The 22107-nt window shown below is 63.8% G+C and carries 19 protein-coding genes and 1 pseudogene; 8 read left to right on the top strand and 12 right to left on the bottom strand.

The genetic code is table 11. The annotated features are described in order from the left end of the window. Positions 1-58: 58 nt before the first annotated feature. Positions 59-1036 (top strand): ion transporter, encoded by a 978-nt coding sequence (locus CON76_RS05205; RefSeq protein WP_101102323.1) that lies wholly within the window; start codon positions 59-61, stop codon positions 1034-1036. Positions 1037-1142: 106 nt separating this feature from the next. Beyond that, positions 1143-2084, top strand: a complete 942-nt coding sequence (gene rpoH, locus CON76_RS05200) for an RNA polymerase sigma factor RpoH (RefSeq protein WP_101102322.1) — start codon at positions 1143-1145, stop codon at positions 2082-2084. Here the strand turns inward: rpoH and CON76_RS05195 are convergent. The 5 genes from CON76_RS05195 to CON76_RS05175 all read right to left on the bottom strand — a co-directional run bounded on the left by CON76_RS05195 (position 2075) and on the right by CON76_RS05175 (position 8969). Beyond that, the gene (locus CON76_RS05195; protein ID WP_101102321.1) at positions 2075-2734 is read right to left on the bottom strand and encodes a mechanosensitive ion channel family protein; all 660 of its coding nucleotides are present in this window, start codon (positions 2732-2734) and stop codon (positions 2075-2077) included. The genes rpoH and CON76_RS05195 overlap by 10 nt on opposite strands. A gap of 32 nt (positions 2735-2766) precedes the next feature. After that, positions 2767-4326: a lysine--tRNA ligase gene (gene lysS, locus CON76_RS05190; protein ID WP_101102320.1), complete on the bottom strand. Its 1560-nt coding sequence runs from the start codon at positions 4324-4326 to the stop codon at positions 2767-2769. Positions 4327-4378: 52 nt separating this feature from the next. After that, positions 4379-5683 carry a replication-associated recombination protein A gene (locus CON76_RS05185; protein ID WP_101102319.1) on the bottom strand — a complete coding sequence of 435 codons (1305 nt, stop codon included), beginning with the start codon at positions 5681-5683 and terminating at the stop codon, positions 4379-4381. Continuing rightward, positions 5680-6339: an outer membrane lipoprotein periplasmic chaperone LolA gene (gene lolA / locus CON76_RS05180; RefSeq protein WP_420812909.1), complete on the bottom strand. Its 660-nt coding sequence runs from the start codon at positions 6337-6339 to the stop codon at positions 5680-5682. The genes CON76_RS05185 and lolA overlap by 4 nt, the downstream gene beginning before the upstream one ends. Positions 6340-6416: 77 nt before the next feature. After that, the gene (locus tag CON76_RS05175) at positions 6417-8969 is read right to left on the bottom strand and encodes a DNA translocase FtsK (protein ID WP_101102317.1); all 2553 of its coding nucleotides are present in this window, start codon (positions 8967-8969) and stop codon (positions 6417-6419) included. Between the two features lie 87 nt (positions 8970-9056). On the opposite strand from CON76_RS05175, the gene trxB reads away from it, so the two are divergent. The 4 genes from trxB to rpmG all read left to right on the top strand — a co-directional run bounded on the left by trxB (position 9057) and on the right by rpmG (position 11984). After that, complete coding sequence (gene trxB, locus CON76_RS05170; protein WP_101102316.1) at positions 9057-10004, top strand: thioredoxin-disulfide reductase; 948 nt, start codon at positions 9057-9059, stop codon at positions 10002-10004. Between the two features lie 6 nt (positions 10005-10010). Then, on the top strand, positions 10011-11414 hold the full coding sequence (locus CON76_RS05165) for an HDOD domain-containing protein (RefSeq protein ID WP_101102314.1): 1404 nt from the start codon (positions 10011-10013) through the stop codon (positions 11412-11414). Between the two features lie 146 nt (positions 11415-11560). Further along, the gene (rpmB, locus tag CON76_RS05160) at positions 11561-11794 is read left to right on the top strand and encodes a 50S ribosomal protein L28 (protein WP_101048611.1); all 234 of its coding nucleotides are present in this window, start codon (positions 11561-11563) and stop codon (positions 11792-11794) included. A 19-nt stretch (positions 11795-11813) separates the two neighbouring features. Further along, the gene (gene rpmG / locus CON76_RS05155) at positions 11814-11984 is read left to right on the top strand and encodes a 50S ribosomal protein L33 (protein ID WP_101102312.1); all 171 of its coding nucleotides are present in this window, start codon (positions 11814-11816) and stop codon (positions 11982-11984) included. A 109-nt stretch (positions 11985-12093) separates the two neighbouring features. Here rpmG and CON76_RS13695 read toward each other — a convergent pair whose 3' ends face one another. The 3 genes from CON76_RS13695 to CON76_RS05140 all read right to left on the bottom strand — a co-directional run bounded on the left by CON76_RS13695 (position 12094) and on the right by CON76_RS05140 (position 16470). Beyond that, positions 12094-13656: a methyl-accepting chemotaxis protein gene (locus CON76_RS13695; RefSeq protein ID WP_101102310.1), complete on the bottom strand. Its 1563-nt coding sequence runs from the start codon at positions 13654-13656 to the stop codon at positions 12094-12096. A gap of 138 nt (positions 13657-13794) precedes the next feature. Then, positions 13795-15006, bottom strand: coding sequence for a DesA family fatty acid desaturase (locus CON76_RS05145; protein ID WP_101102308.1), 1212 nt, complete (start codon positions 15004-15006; stop codon positions 13795-13797). 126 nt (positions 15007-15132) lie between these two features. After that, positions 15133-16470 (bottom strand): RsmB/NOP family class I SAM-dependent RNA methyltransferase, encoded by a 1338-nt coding sequence (locus tag CON76_RS05140; RefSeq protein ID WP_101102306.1) that lies wholly within the window; start codon positions 16468-16470, stop codon positions 15133-15135. A 40-nt stretch (positions 16471-16510) separates the two neighbouring features. On the opposite strand from CON76_RS05140, the gene CON76_RS05135 reads away from it, so the two are divergent. Both CON76_RS05135 and CON76_RS05130 read left to right on the top strand, forming a co-directional pair. Beyond that, positions 16511-17803: an MgtC/SapB family protein gene (locus tag CON76_RS05135; protein ID WP_101102304.1), complete on the top strand. Its 1293-nt coding sequence runs from the start codon at positions 16511-16513 to the stop codon at positions 17801-17803. 32 nt (positions 17804-17835) lie between these two features. Then, positions 17836-19212, top strand: a complete 1377-nt coding sequence (locus tag CON76_RS05130) for an O-antigen ligase family protein (RefSeq protein ID WP_101102302.1) — start codon at positions 17836-17838, stop codon at positions 19210-19212. A gap of 418 nt (positions 19213-19630) precedes the next feature. Here CON76_RS05130 and CON76_RS13825 read toward each other — a convergent pair. The 4 genes and pseudogenes from CON76_RS13825 to ffh form a co-directional block, all read right to left on the bottom strand. Then, a pseudogene (locus CON76_RS13825) lies at positions 19631-19745 on the bottom strand (pilin); the annotation flags it as partial. Between the two features lie 105 nt (positions 19746-19850). Further along, a complete protein-coding gene (locus CON76_RS13055; RefSeq protein WP_169928986.1) occupies positions 19851-20027 on the bottom strand; it encodes a hypothetical protein in 177 nt (58 codons plus the stop codon). After that, on the bottom strand, positions 20024-20659 hold the full coding sequence (locus tag CON76_RS05120; protein ID WP_101102298.1) for a hypothetical protein: 636 nt from the start codon (positions 20657-20659) through the stop codon (positions 20024-20026). The genes CON76_RS13055 and CON76_RS05120 overlap by 4 nt, the downstream gene beginning before the upstream one ends. Positions 20660-20681: 22 nt before the next feature. Next, positions 20682-22055 carry a signal recognition particle protein gene (gene ffh, locus CON76_RS05115; protein ID WP_101102334.1) on the bottom strand — a complete coding sequence of 458 codons (1374 nt, stop codon included), beginning with the start codon at positions 22053-22055 and terminating at the stop codon, positions 20682-20684. Between the last annotated feature and the right edge of the window lie 52 nt (positions 22056-22107).

The following is a 22107-nucleotide window of genomic DNA, read 5'->3' as shown; positions in this document are numbered from 1 at the left end:
TACATTCAAAAAGCCCTTGTGTCCGCGCAAGGGCTTTTTTGTTGCCACGGCACCGACCATGTCACGCACCTCAACGCAACATCCCACGCCCCGCCCCACCCCCGAACGTACCCTGGCCGAAGCCCAGCTCAGCCGCTGGGGCGAGCCGTGGCCAGGCTGGCGCGGGCGGCTGTACCAGGTGGTGTTCGAGTCCGACACCCCGGCGGGCGTGCTGTTCGACAAGGTCCTGATGGGCCTCATCATCGCCAGCCTGCTGGTGGTGATGGCCGACAGCGTGGAGTCGCTGCACGCGCATTGGGCGGGCACATTCACGGCGGTGGAATGGGGCTTTACGCTGCTGTTCACGCTCGAATACGTGCTGCGCCTGGTCTGCATCCGCCAGCCGCTGCGCTACGCGCTGAGCTTCTTTGGCCTGGTCGATTTGCTGGCGGTGCTGCCCACCTACCTGGCGCTGCTGTTTCCGGAGCTGCACGCGCTGATCGACGTGCGGGTGCTGCGCCTGCTGCGCGTGTTCCGTATCTTCAAGCTCACCGCGTTCATTTCCGAATACCAGATGCTGGGCACCGCCCTGACCGCGAGCTGGCGCAAGATCATGGTGTTCCTGTCGGTGGTGGTCATGATCGTGATCGTGATGGGCACCGTGATGTACGTGGTCGAAGGCCCGGCCAACGGCTACACCAGCATCCCGACCGCCGTGTACTGGGCCATCACCACCATGACCACGGTCGGCTTTGGCGACATCACACCCAAGACCGAACTCGGGCGCTTCATCGCCTCGCTGATGATGCTACTGGGCTGGGGCACGCTGGCGGTGCCCACTGGCATCGTGACAGCGGAAATGTCGTGGCAACGGCGCGACCAGACCCAGACCGGGCCACACGCCTTCCATGTGCCACCGGTGCGCCTGCCCGAAGCACTGCACCCGGGCCGTGTCTGCCCCGCCTGCGGTGGCGGCGACCACAGCGCGCACGCCGCCTTTTGCCAGCACTGCGGCGCCGCCCTGCCCGCTGCCGCCGCACCACCCGCCAGCGTGTGAAAAGCGTGTCCCGGCTGGAACTTTTGGCGTTGGCACTCCCTCCAACGGAGTGCTAATATCAAGACCGTCCCACACCAGACTTACAGACCGAGGACACCAGAACACCATGACATCCGCTACCTACGCCTTAAGCCCCAGCCCCGCCGCCAGCTGGTCTAATACCTCGCTGGTACTGCCGCCGCTGGGCAATTTGGACGCTTACATCAGCGCCGTCAACCGCTTGCCCCTGTTGACCCCCGAAGAAGAACGCACTTTTGCCCAACGCCTGCGCGACCACAGCGACTTGGAAGCCGCTGGCAAACTGGTGATGTCGCACCTGCGGCTGGTGGTGTCTATCTCACGCCAGTACTTGGGCTACGGCCTACCGCACGGCGATTTGATCCAAGAAGGCAACGTTGGTCTGATGAAAGCCGTCAAACGCTTTGACCCCGAACAGGGCGTACGCTTGGTGAGCTACGCCATGCACTGGATCAAGGCCGAAATCCACGAATACATCTTGAAAAACTGGCGCATGGTCAAGGTGGCCACCACCAAAGCACAGCGCAAATTGTTTTTCAACCTGCGCAGCATGAAGCAAGGCTTCAAGGCCGACACCACCGACGCCGACGCGCACCGCAACACCCTGACCGAGCACGAGATCGACGTGGTGGCGCGTGAGCTCAACGTCAAGCGTGAAGAGGTGCTGGAGATGGAAACCCGCATGTCGGGCGGCGACGTGGTGCTCGACCCCAGCCCGCACGACGACGGCGAGGAAGCCTACGGCCCCATCGCCTACCTGGCCGATGCGCGCCACGAGCCGACCGCCGTGATCGAGGCCACCCAACGCGACCTGCTGGCCAGCGAAGGCATCACCCACGCCCTCAACAGTCTGGATGAACGCTCGCGTCGCATCGTGGCCGAACGCTGGCTCAAGGTCAACGACGACGGCAGCGGCGGCATGACCCTGCACGAGCTGGCCGCCGAATACAGCGTCAGCGCCGAACGCATCCGCCAAATTGAAGTGGCCGCAATGAAGAAGATGCGCAAGGCGCTCGAAGCCTACGCCTGAGCCGGTGGCACTGGGGCCGGTGCCTCGGCATTGGCGGGTGCCGCCATGGGCGCTGGCGTCGGCCTGGGGGCCACAGGGCCAGCCCCCACGGGTTGGCCACTCTTCCAGCGTCGCAGCACGCGCTGGAACACCAGCGCATTGGGAATCTGCAACAGCGCGCCGGGAGCGTCGCTGTCCTCCAGCGTGGTATAGAGCAGATTGATGTCGACCACCCGGCCCTTGGCGCCGGGCTTTTCAGCGGTATCCAGCAGCTCGATCGTATCGCCCAGGCTGAAAGGCCCGACGGTAAAGATCAGCAGCGCACAGAACAGGTTGGACAGCACGCTCCACGCGGCAAAGAACGCCACCGCCCCCACCGTGGCAAAGCCGGTGAAGGCCGTCCACAGCACCATTGCCGACACGCCCAGCCGCTCCAGCACCAGCAGCAGCGCGCTGGCCAGCAGCGTCCAGCGCAGCAGGCCCTTGATGGGCACCACCAGTTCCAGCGGCATCTGGTAGTGCGTACCGGCCCGGTCGACAACGCGCACCACCAGCCGCTGCAGCGCCCACGCTACCACCAGGATGAGCAGGATCTGCCCACCCGGAATGATGACCTCCAGCCAGTCCTGTGCCCATTCGGGCAGTTGGGCTTGCCAGTTGCGCCGTACCATGCTGCTACGCCAGTGCCCAGTTCAACGCGCGCTCACTCGCGGCGCAGTGCGGGGAACAGGATCACGTCGCGGATGCTGGGGCTGTCGGTCAGCAGCATGATCAAACGGTCGATACCGATGCCGCAGCCGCCTGCCGGGGGCATGCCGTACTCCAATGCGCGCACGTAGTCGGCATCGTAGAACATGGCTTCGTCGTCGCCGGCGTGCTTGTTTTCGACCTGAGCGTGGAAACGCGCGGCTTGGTCTTCGGCATCGTTCAACTCGCTGAAACCGTTGCCCACTTCGCGCCCAGTGATGTACAGCTCAAAACGCTCGGTGATGGTCGGGTCGTTGTCGTTGGCACGCGCCAGCGGCGAGATTTCGGTCGGGTGGTTGCAGATGAAGGTCGGGTTCCAGAGCTTGTCTTCCACCGTTTCCTCGAAGTACATCACCTGCAAACCGGCCAAGCTGCGGCTTTCCAATCGGTCTTTCACCAAGTCCATGCCCAGCTTGCGCAGTTGCTGGATCAGCCAGTCGCGGTTGTCCACGTTGTCACCAGCCTCGGTGTGCTTGAGGATGGCCTCGCGGATGGTCAAACGCTCGAACGGCGACTCCAGATCCACATCACGGCCTTGGTAGGTCAGGCGTGCGCCACCGCAGATGCGGTGTGCCGCATGGCGGATCAGCTGCTCGGTGAAGGCCATCAGGTCGAGGTAGTTCCAGTACGCCGCGTAGAACTCCATCATGGTGAACTCGGGGTTGTGGCGCACCGAGATGCCTTCGTTGCGGAAGTTGCGGTTGATCTCGAACACACGCTCAAAGCCCCCCACAATCAGGCGCTTGAGGTACAACTCGGGCGCAATGCGCAGGTACATGTCCTGCTCCAGCGCGTTGTGGTGCGTCACGAACGGGCGCGCGTTGGCGCCGCCCGCAATCGGGTGCAGCATCGGGGTCTCGACTTCCAGGAAGTTGTGCTGCACCATGAATTCGCGGATGCTGGTGACGGCTTGGCTGCGTGCCATGAAACGCTGGCGCGCCTGCCCATCGGTCATCAAATCCACGTAACGCTGGCGGTACTTGATTTCCTGGTCGTGAATGCCGTGGAACTTGTCGGGCAACGGGCGCAAGCTCTTGGTAATCAAGCGGATGCTGCTGGTGTGGATGGACAACTCGCCGGTGCGGGTCTTGAACAGCGTGCCTTCGGCAAACACGATGTCGCCCAAATCCCAGTGCTTGAAGGCACCGTGCACCTCGGCGCCCACACCGTCGTTGTTGATGTAGAGCTGGATGCGGCCACCGCTGGGGCCAAACGATGCGTCCTGCAGCGTGGCAAAGCTGGCCTTGCCCATCACGCGCTTGAGCATCATGCGCCCGGCCACACTGACCTTGATCTTCATGGGTTCCAGCAGCTCGTTGCTCATGCTGGCGTACTCGGCAAACAGCTCCTCGGCGCGGTGCTGGGGCTTGACGTCGTTGGGGAAGGCCACGCCCTGGCCGGCTTGCTGGGCCGCGCGCAGGGCCTTGAGTTTTTCGCGCCGCTCGGTGATGAGCTGGTTGTCGTCGGCGTGCGGGGCAGCCGGGGTCTTGGCGTCGGGAGCGGCGTGTTGGGTCATAAGAGGATCGGTTGGACAGGGGCTGCGCACCACGAACCGGCACGCAAAGGCGTTATTTTAGTTTTGCCGACGTGGCTGCGACCTCATCGAGCGCACGCAGACGGGCCAATTTGTCGGCCATCTTGATTTCCAGCCCGCGCGGCACCGGCTGGTACCACGGTGGCGGCGCCACGCCGTCGGGCCAGTAACGCTCGCCAGCGGCGTAGCCCTCGGTTTCATCGTGCGGATAACGGTAGGCCGCGCCGTGGCCCAACTGGCGCAGCAAGGCGGTGGGGGCGTTGCGCAGGTGCGCGGGCACCGGGCGGCTGCCATCCTGCCGCACAAAGGCCTTGGCCTGCTGCCACGCCACATACGCCGCGTTGGACTTAGGCGCCACCGCCAGGTAGGTGGTGGCCTGCGCCAGCGCCAGTTCACCCTCGGGCAGGCCCTGGCGCTCCAGCGCCTGCGCCGCCGCCATGGCCAGCGGCAAGGCGCGCGGGTCGGCGTTGCCGATGTCCTCGCTGGCAATGGCCACCAGGCGGCGCGTGATGTGTTGCGGGTCGGCCCCACCGTCGAGCAGGCGCGCCAGCCAGTACAGCGCCGCATCCGGCTGCGAGCCCCGGATCGATTTATGGAAGGCCGAAAGCTGGTCGTAGTGCTGGTCGCCCCCTTTGTCGAAGCGGCGCAGTTGTTCGCCCAGCACGTGCTGCATGCCGTCGGCGTCGATCAGTGCCGCGCCTTGCACCCGGGCCACCGTGGCCAGGGTCTCCAGCGTGTTGAGCAGGCGGCGCGCGTCGCCATCGGCGTAGCCCAGCAGCGCCTGCAGCGCGTCGGGCGTCAGGGCGGGCACATCGCCCAGCGCCTGTGCCCGGGCCACCAGCTGCGCCAGCTCGTCCGGCGTCAGCGGTTGCAACACGTACACCGCCGCGCGCGAGAGCAAGGCGGCGTTCAGCTCGAAGCTGGGGTTCTCGGTGGTGGCGCCCACCAGGTGGAACAAGCCGCTTTCCAGGTGCGGCAGCAGCGCGTCCTGCTGGCTTTTGTTGAAGCGGTGGATTTCATCCACAAACAGCACGCTGCCCTGCGGCTGCAAACCGGAACGAGCCGCCTGGGCGCGCTCCACCGCATCGCGGATGTCCTTGACACCGCCCAGCACCGCGCTGATGGCGATGAACTGCGCGTCGAACGCCTGCGCCATCAGGCGCGCCAGCGTGGTCTTGCCCACCCCCGGCGGCCCCCACAGAATGCAGCTGTGCGGCTGGCCGGATTCAAACGCCACCCGCAACGGCCGCCCTGGCCCCAGCAGGTGCGCCTGGCCCACCACGTCGGCCAGCGTGCGCGGGCGCAGGCGCTCGGCCAGGGGTACGTTGGGCGGCGTCACTGCCGCACCACGTCCGCCCCCGGCGGTGGCTCGAACACGAAATGCCCAGACCCAAAGCCGGGCTGCAGATTCATGGGGCCAAAGCGCAGCACCGAACGCTGGCCAAAGCTGTCCAGCATCTCCAGCGTGGCCAGCTGGCCTTGCTTAAAACCCAGCTGCATGGACTGCAACTGCCCGTCCTTGCCCTTGGGCGTGGCGCGCACCCATTGCTGGCCGTCGGCGTCGGGGGCGTTGCTCAAGGTGAACACGCTGTGCAGGCCGCGCAAGTCCGGCGCGGCGGCAATCAGCGCCGCCGGGGTGTTGCCCAGCACGTCCTGCTGGCGGCGCACGGTGGCCTGGTTCAGGTCGGCGTCAAACAGCCACAGCTGCTGGCCGTCGGCAACGATGGTCTGTGCAAACGGCTGGGTGTACTGAAAGCGGAAGCGGCTGGGGCGCTGGAACTCGAATGTGCCGCTGCTGGTCTTGCTGCGCGGCGCGGCGGCACCGTCTTTCTGGGGCGCGGTCACGGTCTGGGTGAAGCTGGCTTGGCCTTGCTGCGTGGTGCGCAGGAAGGTGGCCAGGTCGGTCAGGCCATCGGCGTGGGCGGCGGCGTACGGCAGCGCCAGCATGCCCAGCCAGCGCAGCGTGCGGTGCATGAAACGTGAAGATGTCGTCATGGCATCTGGGACTCTGGCCGCAGGGGCCAGGTTTCCGGTGTGGACGGTACCAGTTGTAAAAACTTGTGCTGCGGCCATCACTCGCTCCCGCGCGCTGCGACCAGAATCTCGCGCTGGCCGCTGGCGGTGAGCGAACTCACCAGACCTGCCTTTTCCATCTGCTCCAGCAGGCGCGCGGAGCGGTTGTAGCCGATCTGCAGCTTGCGCTGCACATAGCTGATGCTGGCCTTGCGGTCTTTCAGCACAATCGCCACCGCCTGGTCGTACAGCGGGTCTTTCTCGCCGGCGCCTTCGCCATCGTTGCCCAACAGGTCGCCGCCCTCGCCGTCGGCACCGCCTTCGAGCACGCCTTCGATGTAGTCGGGCTCGCCGCCCTTGGCCTTAAGGTACGTCACCACGCGGTGGACTTCCTCGTCGCTGACGAAGGCACCGTGGACCCGCGTCGGGTAGCCGGTGCCACTGGGCATGTAGAGCATGTCGCCCATGCCCAGCAGCGCCTCGGCGCCCATCTGATCCAGGATGGTGCGGCTGTCGATCTTGCTGCTGACCTGGAAGCTGATGCGCGTCGGGATATTGGCCTTGATCAGCCCGGTGATCACATCCACGCTCGGGCGCTGGGTGGCCAGAATCAGGTGGATGCCGGCCGCGCGCGCCTTCTGCGCCAGCCGCGCGATCAGTTCCTCGATCTTCTTGCCCACCACCATCATCAGGTCGGCCAGTTCATCAATCACCACCACAATGTGCGGCAGGCGCTGCAGCGGCTCGGGCGCCTCCGGCGTCAGGCTGAACGGGTTGGCGATGGACTCGCCGCGCGCCTTGGCCTCGTCAATCTTGGTGTTGTAGCCCGCCAGGTTGCGCACGCCCACCTTGCTCATGAGCTTGTAGCGTTTTTCCATTTCGCCCACGCACCAGCTCAAACCGTTGGCAGCTTGCTTCATGTCGGTGACCACCGGGCACAGCAGGTGCGGAATGCCCTCGTACACGCTGAGTTCCAGCATCTTGGGGTCAATCATCAGCAAGCGCACGTCCTTGGGCTCGGCCTTGTAGAGCAGGCTCAGGATCATGGCGTTGATGCCCACCGATTTGCCAGAGCCCGTGGTGCCCGCCACCAAACAGTGCGGCATTTTGGCCAAATCGGCCACCACCGGCTGCCCGGCAATGTCCTTGCCCAGGCCCATGGTCAGCAGGCTGCGCGCGTCGTGGTACACCGGCGAGCCCAGAATTTCGCTGAGCTTGATGGTCTGACGCCGCGCGTTGGGCAGCTCCAGCGCCATCAGGTTCTTGCCCGGAATGGTCTCGATCACGCGGATCGACACCAGCGACAGCGAGCGCGCCAAATCTTTGGCCAGATTGACCACCTGCGAGCCCTTGACCCCGGTGGCAGGCTCAATTTCGTAGCGGGTAATCACGGGCCCCGGAAACGCCGCCACCACCGTCACCTGCACGCCAAAGTCGCGCAGGCGCTTCTCGATCAGGCGGCTGGTCATCTCCAGCGTGTCGGCCGACACCGTGCTTTGCTGTGGCCCGATCCCATCCAGCAAGTCCACCTGCGGCAATGGCGAGTCGGACAGCGCCAGCTGGCCGTCCGCCTCCGGCTGGGCACCGGCGGCCCGGGTCTTGGGCGCACGCTTGGGGCTGGCGGGCGCGCTGGCCGATGCAGGCTCTGCCGCCGCTGGCGGTTCGGGTTCGGGCACGGCTTCGCCCTTGTCCAGCCCGACCACGGCCTTGGCGCGGCGCAACAGGTTCTCGCGGCGCTGGCGGCGGGCCTGCTGTGCCTCCTCCTCGGGCGTGGGGGCGGCGGCGGGCGGTGGCGCAGAGGCGGCCGCCGTGGATGCAGCCTCCTTGCCGGTTTCCTTGGCGGCGGTCTGGCGCGGGCGCCGGGTTGCGGCGGGCGCCGGGTGCAGCGCCTCCTCGCGCTCACGTGCGGCACGCAGCCCGATGCGGTGGTCCAGATGCGCGCTCCAGCGGCCACGCCAGGCGTCCAGCAGCAGCATCAGGCGCTGGCCAACCACCTCGCACACCTGCCCCCACGAAAAGCGGAACACCCAGCCCAGCCCCAGCCCCATCAGCGACGCGCCCATGATGGCCGAGCCAATGTCGCCCAGCCAGCGCAGCGCCACGCCACCCAGCCAGCCGCCCCACACACCACCGGCCAGAGCAGGGAGGCTGTCGTCCCACGGGTACAGGCGCGTCCACTCCATCATCGCGCTGGCCGACAACAGCAATGCCAGGCCAGACCAGAACTTGATGCGGCGCTGGTCCAACCGCTGCCACCACGGGCCTTCCTCGTCGCTGGCGCTGGCGCTTTCCAGGCGCGACCAGCGCAGCAGCGCCGCCCACCACGCACGCGCAGCCACCAGCAGACACCACCACACCGACGCGCCAAACAGCACATAACTGCCATCGGCCAGCAGCGCGCCCAGGTGGCCGCCCCAGTTGTGCAGCGGCTCGCCCGTGCCCGAGGTGGACCAGGCCGGATCGGTACGCGCGTAGCTGTACAGCGCCAGAAACCAGAACAGCAGGCTCAGGGCGCCCACGGTCAGGCCGATCTCTTGGGTAAAACGGGCCAGGCCGGACGGTTCGCGGCGGCTGCTGGCGCTTTTGTTCAAAGTTTTAAGGGAGTACGTCATAGAGCAAGGGCGCAAGCTTAACCGAGCACACGCGGCCCAGGCTTTCTACAATCGGGGCTCATCCCACCACTTCCGACGCACAGCACCATGCAACACGCCCAAGTCCTGATCCTCGGCTCCGGCCCCGCCGGCTACACCGCTGCCATCTACGCCGCGCGCGCCAACCTCAAGCCGCTGCTCGTCACCGGCATGGCGCAGGGCGGCCAGCTCATGACCACCACCGAAGTGGACAACTGGCCCGCCGACGTGGACGGCGTGCAAGGCCCCGACCTGATGGCGCGCTTCCAGGCCCACGCCGAGCGCTTCAACACCGAAATCGTGTTCGACCACATCAACGCCGTCGATCTGTCCAAGCGCCCGTTCATGCTGACCGGCGACAGCGGCCAGTACAGCTGCGACGCGCTCATCATTGCCACCGGTGCGTCGGCCAAGTACCTGGGCCTGCCGTCTGAAGAAGCCTTCATGGGCCGGGGCGTGAGCGCCTGCGCCACCTGCGACGGCTTCTTCTACCGGGGCCAGCCCGTGGCCGTGGTGGGCGGCGGCAACACCGCCGTGGAAGAGGCACTGTACCTGTCCAACATTGCCAGCAAGGTCACGCTGGTGCACCGCCGCGACACTTTCAAGGCCGAGGCCATCATGATCGACAAGCTCATGGCCAAGGTGGCGGAAGGCAAAATTGAACTCAAGCTGCACAGCGTGCTGGACGAAGTGCTGGGCAACGCCCAGGGCGTGACCGGCGTGCGCCTGAAGAACGTGCAAAGCGGCACCACCGAGGACGTGGCGGTGCAAGGCTGCTTCATTGCCATTGGCCACAGCCCCAACACCAGCCTGTTTGAGGGCCAGCTCGCGCTCAAGGACGGCTACCTCGTCACGCACGGCGGCCAGAACGGCTTTGCCACGCAGACCAGCGTGCCCGGCGTGTTTGCCGCGGGTGATGTGCAAGACCACATCTACCGCCAGGCCATCACCAGCGCGGGCACCGGCTGCATGGCGGCGCTGGACGCGCAACGCTTCCTGGAACAGGCCGCAGGCTGACGCGCCGTGGCACTGCTGTGGAGCATCGGCCTGTTGCTGGTCGGGCTGGGGATGTGGTGGTGGCTGAGCGAGGAAAAGCAGCGCCAGGCGCGCGATCAGCAGATGGACTGGCACACCGCCCAGCCACCCGCACCGGCTGCCGGATCGGCCGTGCCACCAGCACCCCCTGTCACAGCGCATGCACAGGCCCTGCGCGCAGCGGCGGCTGCCAAGGCCAGCCATGCGACCAGCGTGCCACTGGCGGTGGTGGCACCAGCCAGCACCGTGGCCGCCAACGATGCGGCCATCGGCAGTGCCGCCGACACGCCTGCCACCTCCGCCCCCATCACGCCCCCGGCAGGTGCAGCTCCAGGCGTGGAGCAGGCGCTGGCATCCGCCCCGGTACCAGCCCCCGAACCCACCCCAGCGCCCAACGCAGAGGCTGAAAACGCAGCCACCAACACCCTTCCCGCTGGCCTGGCCGAACTGCGCTGGCTGCCGCACGAGGCACTGCCCGAGCCCGGACGGCAAGCCTTGGTGGACAGGCTGCGCGCCCTGCCCCGCCCGCCGCTGGCTGTACACCAGGTGCTGTCGCCCGATTTTGTGGAGACCACCAACTCCATCGACCTCAGCATCATGATCAAGGGCCAGTCCGCCATCACCGCCAAGGTGCTGAGCACGGTCAACAGCCCGCTGTACGGCCTGCTGCAACCCGTCACCAACACCGGGCAGGCCATCACCTTCCTGGGCCTGAACACCGTGCGCAACCTGTGCCTGCAGTACATGCTGATGGCGCCCACCAGCGGCGTGGGGGCGCGCGGGCAGGCGGTGCTGGACCAAATCGGCCAGAGCATCACCCTGGCCAGCGAGCTGTGCGTGCGCCTGGGCCAGAAGCTGCAACTGCCCGACACCGGCACGCTCGTCACGCAAGTGGTGCTGTACTTCCTGGGCCAGCTGGTGGGCTACGGCTTCTGGCCCGGCACCAGCAGCGCCGACGCCGATAACGCGGCCCACACCTGGGCGCTGCCGCTGCCGCAGCGCATGGCCGCCGAAATCGAGCACCTGGGCCTGAGCGCCGCCGAAATCGGTGCCCTGCTGCTGCAGGAATGGCAAATCCCGGCCGAGCTGGTGCAAGAGGTGCGCGACATCGACCGCACCGTGCTCACCCCCGCCAGTGAACTTGACGAAGTACGCGGCGTGCGGCTGGCCCTGTGCTACCTGTGCATCCGGTTGGGCGAACGCATTACCCGCAACGACGACTGGACGCCCGAGAGCCTGCTGCAGATAGCCGACGCCACCGACCCCGAGTGGTACCACCTGCAAGGCTACCTGCAGCACCCCGCGCTGCAGGACCTGCCCGAGGCGCTGCAAGTGCCCGAGCTGCACGCCACCCTGCGCGCCCTGCGTGCCACCGCGCCCATGCGGCTATAATGCGCGGTTTGCTGCAATTTGCGGCAATTTTCACCGCCCTTGAGCCGGAGCCGTCCAGACCACACCCCGTTTGGCAGGCGGCACAACACAGGACAAGGGCGAGGTGCGGCCCGAGCGCCGCTAACATTTCACTGGAGTGTCCAATCATGGCACGCGTCTGCGAAGTCACGGGCAAGAAGCCCATGGTCGGGAACAACGTTTCCCACGCCAACAACAAAACCAAGCGCCGGTTCCTGCCGAACCTGCAATCCCGCCGTTTCTGGGTCGAAAGCGAAAACCGCTGGGTGCGCCTGCGCGTTTCGGGCGCTGCACTGCGCCTGATCGACAAGAACGGTATCGACGCTGTGCTCGCCGACCTGCGCGCACGTGGCCAAGCCTAATTTTTAAGGAGCTGCAACCATGGCAACCAAAGGCGGACGCGAAAAAATCAAGCTGGAATCCACTGCCGGCACCGGTCACTTCTACACCACCGACAAGAACAAGAAGACCACGCCCGAAAAGCTGCTGATCAAGAAATTTGATCCGGTGGCCCGCAAGCACGTGGACTACAAGGAAATCAAGCTGAAGTAATTCAGCCTGCTTCCAAGTTCAAAAAAACCGCCACACCCATTGCCGGGCTGGCGGTTTTTTCATGCCTGCTCCCGGGCTGGCCCTGCTGCAAGGCGGGGCCAAACAGCGGTCAGACGCGGAACGCCCCCACCTGCTGCACCAGCGTCTGGGCCTGCTGGTTGAGGCTGTCGGCGGCGGCCGAGGCCTCCTCCACCAGCGCAGCGTTCTGCTGCGTCACGGTATCAAGCTGCGCCACCGCGTTGCCAATCTGGCCGATGCCGCTGGCCTGCTCGCGCGAGGACGCGTTGATCTCGGCCATCAGATCGGCTACGCGCTTGACCTGCTCCACCACGCCGTCGATCGTCACACCGGCCTGCACCACCAGCTCGTTGCCCACCTGCACCTTGCTGACACTGTTCTCGATCAGGGCCTTGATCTCCTTGGCCGCTTCGGCGCTGCGCTGGGCCAGCGTGCGCACCTCGCCCGCCACCACGGCAAAGCCCCGGCCTTGCTCGCCCGCGCGTGCCGCTTCCACCGCCGCGTTGAGCGCCAGGATGTTGGTCTGGAACGCAATGCCGTCGATCACGCCAATGATGTCGCCAATCTTGCGCGACGACTCGGTGATCTCGGCCATGGTGTGAACCACCTGGTTGACGACCTGCCCGCCCTGCGTGGCGGCGTCGGTGGCGGTCAGTACCAGTTGCGTGGCCTGCTGCGCGGTCTCGGTGTTCTGCTGCACGGTGCTGGTGAGCTCCTCCATCGAGGCCGAAGTCTGCTGCAAGTTGCTGGCCTGCTCTTCGGTGCGCTGCGACAGGTCGGCGTTGCCGGTGGCAATCTGGTGCGCACCAGTGGCAATGTGGTCGCTGGCCTTGCGCACGCTGCCCACCAGCTGCACCAGCGCGGCCTGCATGTCGCGCATGGCGTACACCACGCTGCCGGGCTGGGCCTGGCTGGCGTCGATGCGGCCCGTCAGGTCGCCGGCGGCAATCTGCACCGCCAGATGGGCTACATCGGTGGGCTCACCTCCCAACTGGCGGGTCAGGTGGCGGGTCAACAGCACACCAATCACACCACCGGCACCTGCGCCCACCAGCACCGCCAACACCAACATCCAGCGGGCTTGTTCATACACCTGCGTGCTCAGGTCTTTGAACTGGCTGGCATTGCTTTCCTTCAGGCTGGCCAGCTTGTCCAGGAACTCCTCCATTCGGGAGGCGCTGTCGCGCATCGGGCCGACCACGTACGCGGTAGATTCCCGCATCGGCTGCAACGGCTCACTGCGGATGATTCCAATCGCCGTCTTCAGGTTCTGCTCATACGCTTGCACCGCCTGCGTGGCCTGCTGGAACAACGCCTTGCCTTCTGGGCTGTAAATGGTGGATTCGGCTTTTTGCAGGCGTTGTTGGGCGTTTTGCACCCGCTGCAGGGCGTTGTCGATGAAACGGTTGCGAGATTCGATATCAGATGCCAAGATGGCACCGCGCAAGGTGCGCCCGGCCACCATCATCTCGGCTTGGGCCTGAGACGCATAACGCAAACCCAACACCTCTTTTTCGTACATGGTGTCGGCCATGTCGTTGATACGGGACAGGTTAACCAACCCCAAGACACCAATCACAGCGCCAATCGCAGCTACCACCAAAAAACCGACGATCAGCTTTGCGCCGATTTTGAGGTTATTGAACCAATGCATACCCAAATTCCTTTTTTTACTTGACCACCACAAACAACAAGCGCGACCTTGCACCAGAAAAAAAGCCGCGCCCAGACCGGGCGCGGCCACAGCGATATATTAGCAAGAATACGCTAAGCAATACAGGCGCAGGTATATTTACGCCCGCACCGCTCGCAACTGCACAGCGTAGTCGCGCAAGGCGGCAATACCGCTTTCTTCGGCGCGGCGGCACCAGGCCTGCAGGTTCCTGGCCAGTTGCTCGCGCGTCAGGGTGGTGTTGGACCACAACTGGCGCAGCTCCTCGCGCATGGCGTGCATCTGGGCCAGCGCCGGGTGCTGGGCACGCACCTGCTCCACCTTGGCCTTGTACTTGGCGGGCACCTTGTCGTCGTCGCGGTGCAGCCAGCGGCGCACAGCCTCCAGGCGCGATACATCGGCGCTTTTGGCCTGCAGCGCATCCAGCTCGGCTTGCACGGTCACACGCATTTGGCGGGCGTAACGTGCCATCACCTCATAACGGTTGGTGATGATGGCTTCGAGGGTTTTTTCGTCCGCCACCGGCTGCACGGCACCAAACGCCAGTTTGGGCGGGGTCTTTTTGGCGCGGGCCAGGCCCAACTTGGCCAGCACGCTGATGTAGAGCCAGCCAATGTCAAACTCATACGGCTTGACCGAAAATTTGGCCGATGTGGGGTAAGTGTGGTGGTTGTTGTGCAATTCCTCGCCACCAATGATGATGCCCCAAGGAACCAGATTGGTACTGGCGTCGGCGGCCTCGAAGTTGCGGTAGCCCCAGTAGTGGCCGATGCCATTGACCACCCCAGCGGCCCAGATCGGGATCCACGCCATCTGCATCGCCCACACCGCCAGGCCCAGGCCACCAAACAGCGCCACGTCCAGCGCCAGCATGATGACGATGCCCCAGCGCGAATGGCGGGTGTAGACGTTGTGCTCCACCCAGTCGTTGGGCGTGCCGTGGCCAAAACGCTGCACGGTGTCGGCGTTGTTGGCCTCGGCGCGGTAGAGCTCGGCGCCCTCCCAGAACACTTTCTTGATGCCAAAGATCTGCGGGCTGTGCGGGTCGCCCTCCTGCTCGCACTTGGCGTGGTGCTTGCGGTGGATGGCGGCCCACTCCTTGGTCACCATGCCAGTGGTCAACCACAGCCAGAAGCGGAAGAAATGCGACACCAGCGGGTGCAGCTCCAGCGCGCGGTGCGCCTGACAGCGGTGCAGGTACAGCGTCACACTCACAATGGTGATGTGCGTGAGCACCAGCGCCACCAGCAACACCTGCCACCACACCAGGCCACTCAGGCCATGGGCCACAAAATCCACCATCAGGCCAAAGCCCGATTCCAGTCCAGACATGTACTAACCTTTAACAAAACCGTTCAAACAAGCGGTTCATTCTAGGCATCCGGGCCACTGCGGGCAATGGCTTGACCCTACCCCTTGTCGGAAATGGGGCGGGGTTTTGCACTGTTTTGCGCTGCGTCAAAACTTGCGGCGCCACACGGCGGCAAAAAAGCCGTCGGTGCCGTGCAGGTGCGGCCACAGGCGCAAATGATCGCCCTGGCACAGGCTGGCAGCGGTTTCGGGCTCAAGGCCGGCCTGCTGCAACAGCTCCGGCACCGGCACAGCCTCAAAGTCGCGGTGCGCCAAGGAAAAGGCCTGTGCCACGGCCTCGTTTTCCTGCTCCAGCAGGCTGCAGGTGGCGTACACCAGGCGCCCGCCGGGCTTGACCAGCCGCGCCGCACTGGCCAGGATGCGCCCTTGCAAGTCGGCCAGCTCCGCCACCTGCTGCGGGCTCTGGCGCCACTTCACGTCCGGGCTGCGGCGCAGCGTGCCCAGGCCCGAACACGGCGCGTCCACCAGCACGCGGTCGGCCTTGGCGTGCATGCGGTCGAGGCGTTCATCGCGCTCGTGCGCAATCACCAGCGTGTGGACGTTGCCCAGACCGGCGCGCTGCAGGCGCGGCTGCAGGCCTTCCAGCCGGTGCGCCGAGGTGTCGATGGCGTACAGCCGCCCGGTGTTGCGCATGGCCGCGCCGATGGCCAACGTCTTGCCCCCTGCACCGGCGCAAAAGTCCACCACCAGCTCGTTGCGCTTGGCGTCCAGCAGCAGGGCCAGCAGCTGCGAGCCCTCGTCCTGCACCTCGATCGCGCCCTCGGTGAACAACGGCAGGCGTGCCAGCGACGGCTTGCCGTGCAGGCGCACGCCCCACGGCGAGTACGGCGTGGCCTGCGCCTCCAGCCCCGCCTGCTGCAGTTGCTGCAGCACCGCCGGGCGCTTGACCTTGAGCGGGTTGATGCGCACGTCCAGCGGTGCCGGTTCGTTCACGGCAACGGCCAAGGCGGCAAAACCATCGCCCAACTGGGCTTGCAAGGGTTGGGCCAGCCAATACGGCAACAGGTGGCGCACATCGGGCGGTGCGTCGGGGGCTTGCCACGTGGCAGCGGTGCAGGTGGCGAGCCAAGTCAATTCGGCTTCGGTGGCCACGGCGGGCAGCAGGTCGGGCTGTTGATCGCGCCACACCAACAACGCCAAGCAACGCGCGCTGTGCGGTGGGCGCGGGCTGGGTTTGGTGCCCTTGGGCGGTTTGGGCGCGGCGCTGGCATCGGCGGGCGCAGGGGCGCGCTTGGCCCACCATTGCAGGCGCGGCTTCTCGCGCAGCACGGCGTACACCGTGTCGGACAGCGTGTGCCGCTCACGCGGCCCGAGCTGGCGGTGTTCCCGGAAAAACCGGGCCACAGTGGCATCGGCGGGGTGTTGAAAGGTCAGGGTTTGCGCAATCAGGTCGGCGCAGGTGTCCAGCAAAACTTTGGGGTGCATGGGGGCGATTGTCGGGCAAGTGCGGCGTAATATGCGGGCCATGAACACACTCGGAATTCCACCCGATGCGCTGGGGCTGGGGGCCTCGCTGGTGATTGGCCTGTTGATTGGACTGGAACGCGGCTGGCAAACGCGCGACCTGCCCAGCGGTGCGCGTGTGGCGGGCTTGCGCACCTTTGCCCTGACGGGCCTGCTGGGGGGCGTGCTGGGCACACTGCTGCCCAAGTACGGCGCGTGGCCGCTGGTGGCGGGGCTGCTGGCGGTGGGACTGCTGGCCGCTGCCGCCTACTGGCAAAGCGCCGACGACCAAAACAACCTCAGCGCCACCAGCGCCATGGCCATGCTGCTGACGCTGGTGCTGGGGGCCTACGCCGCCACCGGGGCTTACGCGTTGGCGTTTGCGGTGGCGGTGCTGGCCACCATCCTGCTGCAGCTCAAGCCCACCCTGCATGGCTGGCTGCGCCTGATTGCGGAACGAGAATTGAGTTCAGCACTGCAACTGCTGGTGCTGTCGGTGGTGATTCTGCCCAACCTGCCCAACCAAGGGTACGGCCCTTACAACGCCCTCAACCCCTATGAACTGTGGTGGGCGGTGATTCTGATTGCCGCCCTGTCGCTCACCGGGCACTGGGCTATGCGCCTGACCGGCGCGCAACGCGGCCTGCTGTGGACCGGATTGCTGGGCGGGCTGGCATCGTCCACCGCCACCACCTTGGCCCTGTCGCGTTACGCTAAGCAAGAGCCTGCACTGGCCAACGCCGCCGCTGCGGGCACGCTGAGCGCCTGCGGCATCATGTTCTTTCGCATGGTGGCCGTGATTGGCCTGATGCAGCCCAGCTTGCTGCAACACCTGGCGACCACGCTGCTGGTGCCGGGGCTGGTGCTGGTGCTGCTGGGCCTGAACGGCTGGCGACAAACCGCCGCCAACAACACCGCCACAAGCACCACCGCCCCGCCAACCGGGGATAACGCCTCATTCGACTTGGGCACGGCGCTGGGCTTTGGCCTGTTTTTGGCGCTGATGGGCGTGTTGGTGCCCGCTGCGCAAGAATGGCTGGGCAACCGGGGCGTGTTTGCGCTGGCCGCCTTATCGGGCGTGGCCGATGTGGATGCCATCGTGATTTCGCTGGCGCGCCAACCGGCTGAAACCGCCCTACCCGGCATCATCACTGCCACCGCCATGGGCGTGGCCGCGCTGACCAACACGCTGGTAAAAGCGGGCATCGCCTGGACGACTGGGGGCCGCGTCATCGGCCAGAAAGTGGTGCTGGGGGTGGGCTTGAGCCTGCTGGCTGGGGCCGTGGCCACGGTGGGGAGTGCGGTGTGGGGGTGAGAACTTGGGTGCTTGAAAAAAAGCCGTGCGTGATGAACTTTTTTAATGAAAAAAACCTGTCGCTCGGCATGCTGGTGGCAGTGCTGGGGTTGACGGCACTGTTGCCGCTGGTGCGTTTTTATGAAATATCGTGGTACGACCAGCACAGAATAGGGCAGATATTCATATTTTTTCTGGTTGGGGTATTTTTCTTGTTGTACCGAGGGCCTTATATCTTTTTCGGCAAGTGGGGCTGGGCATGGGCTGCGGTGATTGCACTGGGGATGCTGTCTTCGGCGCTGTCGGCCAACAAAGTGGCAGGATTCACCGAGGTAGGCTTGCTGGTGTGCTCCATAGGACTGACAACCTTTATCGCCACACTGCACTCGCGCTGGCCAACCGAAACCCGGTTTTGCTTTCTGCTGGCGTTGCGGTTGACGTGCTACGGGCTGGTGCTACAGTTTTGGCTGACCTACTTGGCCGCCTTGTCGCATCCAGACTTGTACTTTCACCCCTGGATGCTGATTGATGGGTTTTCCAATGTCCGGTTTCAGGGCCAATTTTTTACAATGGCCTTGCCGGTTTTGCTGGTGGCAACATGGGGCGAACCAACCCGTTACTCCAACTCCTTGCGCGCGCTGGACACCTGGGTGGTGCTGAGTGGCGTTTGCATGGTGGTGATTGCAGGCACGCGGGGCACCTTGGCAGCATGGGCAATCACTTCTGTAGTGTTTGCGTTTGGGGGGCCGAACTTACGGCGGATTGCGCTTTGGATGGTGGCTTGCGTAATGGGAGGGCTACTGTTGGCCCCAGCCCTGATGGAGTTTTTGCCTGGAGGGGCCAAAGGACTAAGAACCAGTGTTGAAAGCCTGACAGGACTCAGTAGTCGAGAGGTCATTTGGGGCTTGGCGCTGGACGCCATACGACAGAACCCTTGGTTAGGCATTGGGCCGATGGGCTTTGCAGACATACCCAACAAGGTTGCAGCTCATCCACACCAAGCATTTTTACAAGTCGCAGCTGAATGGGGGATTTTGGCAGCAATAACTCTAATTATTATTTTATTTTATTTTATATATCAAAGTTTTCAAGAAATATATCAATACAAAGAAAGTAATAAATTTTTTATTAAATTTGGATTAATTTTTGGATTATTTGGTGGACTTATTCAATCTATGGTTGATGGTGTTCTTGTGACGCCTTATTCTCAAATATTATTATCGATATTCATTGGCAAGAACATTGCCTCAAATTTTTATAGTTTTATTTATTACGAAACGAAAAATATAAAATTAAAAATATTTTATATTTTATATTTTATATTTTATATTTTTATATTATACGCAACAGATAAAAATTCAACCCAAATAAGCACAACCAACTTTTCAGGAGGATATCCTAGATATTGGATGACATCAGGCATTAAATAAGGCCTCAATCGAGGCCTTATTTACAAACAACAATTTCAAAGCAAATACACCACCAAAAAATTCATGTTAACACCAAAAACTCTAACCAAATTTGATTAAAAATGTCAAACAAACCAGATGGCATACCACTAAGAATATCGCAATATTTATTAGCTAGGAATAGAACAGGATGCCGTTGCCCAATTGCAGGAAACAGCAGTCGTAGTTGACCCACGCGAGGTACCGGCGGTAAATGTCCCAGTCAATGCAGCAGTTTGAGCAGGCGGCGTTCCAACTGTACTCGCAGTGCAAGATTTGCCTGCTCCTGTTGTCAATGCAGGCTTATCCGCATCAGCCATCTGAGCTGTATGCCATGAAGCATACGATTTGACAAAAGATGAAGCTTCAGCTAAACAGGCGTTATCTGCCGATTTTTTTACGTAATTCTGATAAGCCGGCAACGCCACCGCCGCCAAAATACCAATAATCGCCACCACGATCATCAGTTCGATCAGGGTGAAGCCGCGCTGGGCTTTTTGCTTGAATGTGTTCATGGAACAAACTCCTAGAGTTGAAAATGCCCGGCGCACAGTGCGCGGGTTGATGGTGCCATTCTGCCACTCTTACCCCACTTTGCAAGGGAACCTGCGCCGGTTTTTTTAGTCGGAGGCATCCTCGCTCCACAGGCTCGGCACCTCGCGCCAAGTGCTGGCATCGCGCTCCAGCAACACATCGTCGGCTCCCCACAATGGGGAACGGCGTACAAAGTCTGGCAACGACTCCTGCGGTGGCGCAGTGGCTTCGGGTGGATTGGGCGTATCTGGCAACATGTTCATTTTGCAGGCGGCTTGACCAAATAGCGCGCATCCGACCACGTGGCCAGCCACTGCGGGGCAAAGGCCACAAACACGGCGGTGATGATGCCGGTCAAAAACGCATCGCCCCAGGCCATAAGCCAGCGCGCCACCAGCGCATCGTGCAAGGTGACACCGCCCAGCAGGTCGTGCAGGTTCTCGTACAGCACGCCCGAGCCAAACACCACCAGCGCCGTCCCCAAAAAACCCCGGCCCAGGGTGTAGATGAACAGGTGTGGCGGCAACCAGCGCCGCATGGCCGCGCCCAACAACAGCGCCAGCGTGGCGGGCACCAGCCCAATCCACACCCATTGCGACAGCACCGCCACCGCGTCGGATGGGCCGATGGCCCACACCGCCACGGCCACCAGCGCCAGCACTAACACCGCCAAGGGCCAACCCAGCATCAGCACCAACAAACTGGCCCCGGAAAACTGCAACTGCAGCCCCTGTGGCAACTGGTGGGGCAGCAGCCACAGCCAGGGCAGCAGCGCCAGCGCCGCCGCCGTGGGGCTGAGCAGCGTGGCCCCCGGCCCGGCAAACATGCGCCACGGGCGCAGCATCAGCGCCAGCATCAAGGCGGGCAAGGCCAGGCCGATTTCAATGGCGGTCATGGGCGCAGGGCGGCGGCGGGGGTCACATGCCGGGGAACTTGGGCAGGCCCATGCCTTTCATGCCACCCAGTTTTTTCATCATCTTCATCAGGCCACCGCCCTTCATTTTTTTCATCACAGCCTGCATCTGCTCAAATTCTTTGAGCAAGCGGTTGACCTCTTGCACATGCACCCCGGCACCGGCGGCAATGCGGCGCTTGCGAGTGGCCTTGATGAGTTCGGGCTTGCGACGCTCGTGGGGGGTCATGCTGCAAATGATGCCTTCTTTGCGCTTGATGTCTTTTTCGGCGCGGCTGAGGTCGGCTTCGGTGGCCTTGGCGGCCATTTGGGTCGGCAACTTGTCCATCAGGCTGCCCAAACCCCCCATTTTTTTCATCTGGCGGATCTGGTCAAGAAAGTCTTCCAAGTCAAAACCTTCACCGCTCTTGACCTTGGCCGCCAGTTTTTCGGCCTGCGCCATGTCCACGCCAGCGGTGACTTGTTCCACCAGTGCCAAAATATCGCCCATGCCCAGGATGCGGCCCGCGTGGCGTTCGGCATCAAACACCTCCAGCCCGTCAATCTTCTCGCTGACACCGGCAAACTTGATGGGCGCACCCGTCACGGTACGCACCGACAGCGCGGCACCACCACGCGAGTCGCCGTCCAACTTGGTCAGCACAATGCCGGTCAGCGGCAGCGCCTCTTTGAAAGCCTTGGCGGTGTTGATCGCATCTTGCCCCTGCATGGCATCCACCACAAACAGGGTTTCCACCGGGTTGAGCGCCGCGTGCAAGGCCTTGATTTCGGCCATCAGGGCTTCGTCGATGGCCAGGCGGCCTGCGGTATCAACCAGCAGCACGTCAAAGTGGTGTTTTTTGGCGTAATCGAGCGCAGCGTGGGCAATGTCCAGCGGCTTCTGGTCGGGCGAGCTGGGAAACCATTCGGCCCCAGCCTGTTTGGTCACGGTTTTGAGCTGTTCAATGGCCGCCGGGCGGTACACGTCGCCCGAGACGGTGAGCACCTTCTTCTTGCGCTTTTCCACCAGCAGCTTGGCCAGTTTGGCGGTGGTGGTGGTCTTGCCCGCCCCTTGCAAACCGGCCATCAAAATGATGGCGGGCGGTTGCTGGGCCAAGTTGATGTCGCTCACACCCTCGCCCATGGTGGCGGCCAGTTCGCGCTGGATGATGCCCACCAACGCCTGCCCCGGCGTGAGGGAACCCACCACCTCCTGCCCCAGCGCCTTGTCCTTGACGCGGGCAATGAACTCGCGCACCACGGGCAGCGCCACGTCGGCCTCCAGCAGGGCCAGCCGCACCTCGCGCAGCATGTCGGTGACGTTGCTCTCGGTGATGCGGGCCTGGCCACGCATCTCCTTGACGAGCCGGGACAGTTTTTCGGTAAGGGCTGAGGCCATGGGTGTGCTCGGTGCGCCGCGCGGCGCCGGGCGCGTGCCCGCTGGCGGCAGA

The sequence above is a fragment of the Macromonas bipunctata genome (genome assembly GCF_002837135.1).
GTDB lineage: Bacteria > Pseudomonadota > Gammaproteobacteria > Burkholderiales > Burkholderiaceae_C > Macromonas_A > Macromonas_A bipunctata.
The sequence above is the reverse complement of the archived record's forward strand: the minus strand, read 5'-3'. Positions and strand labels throughout refer to the sequence as shown.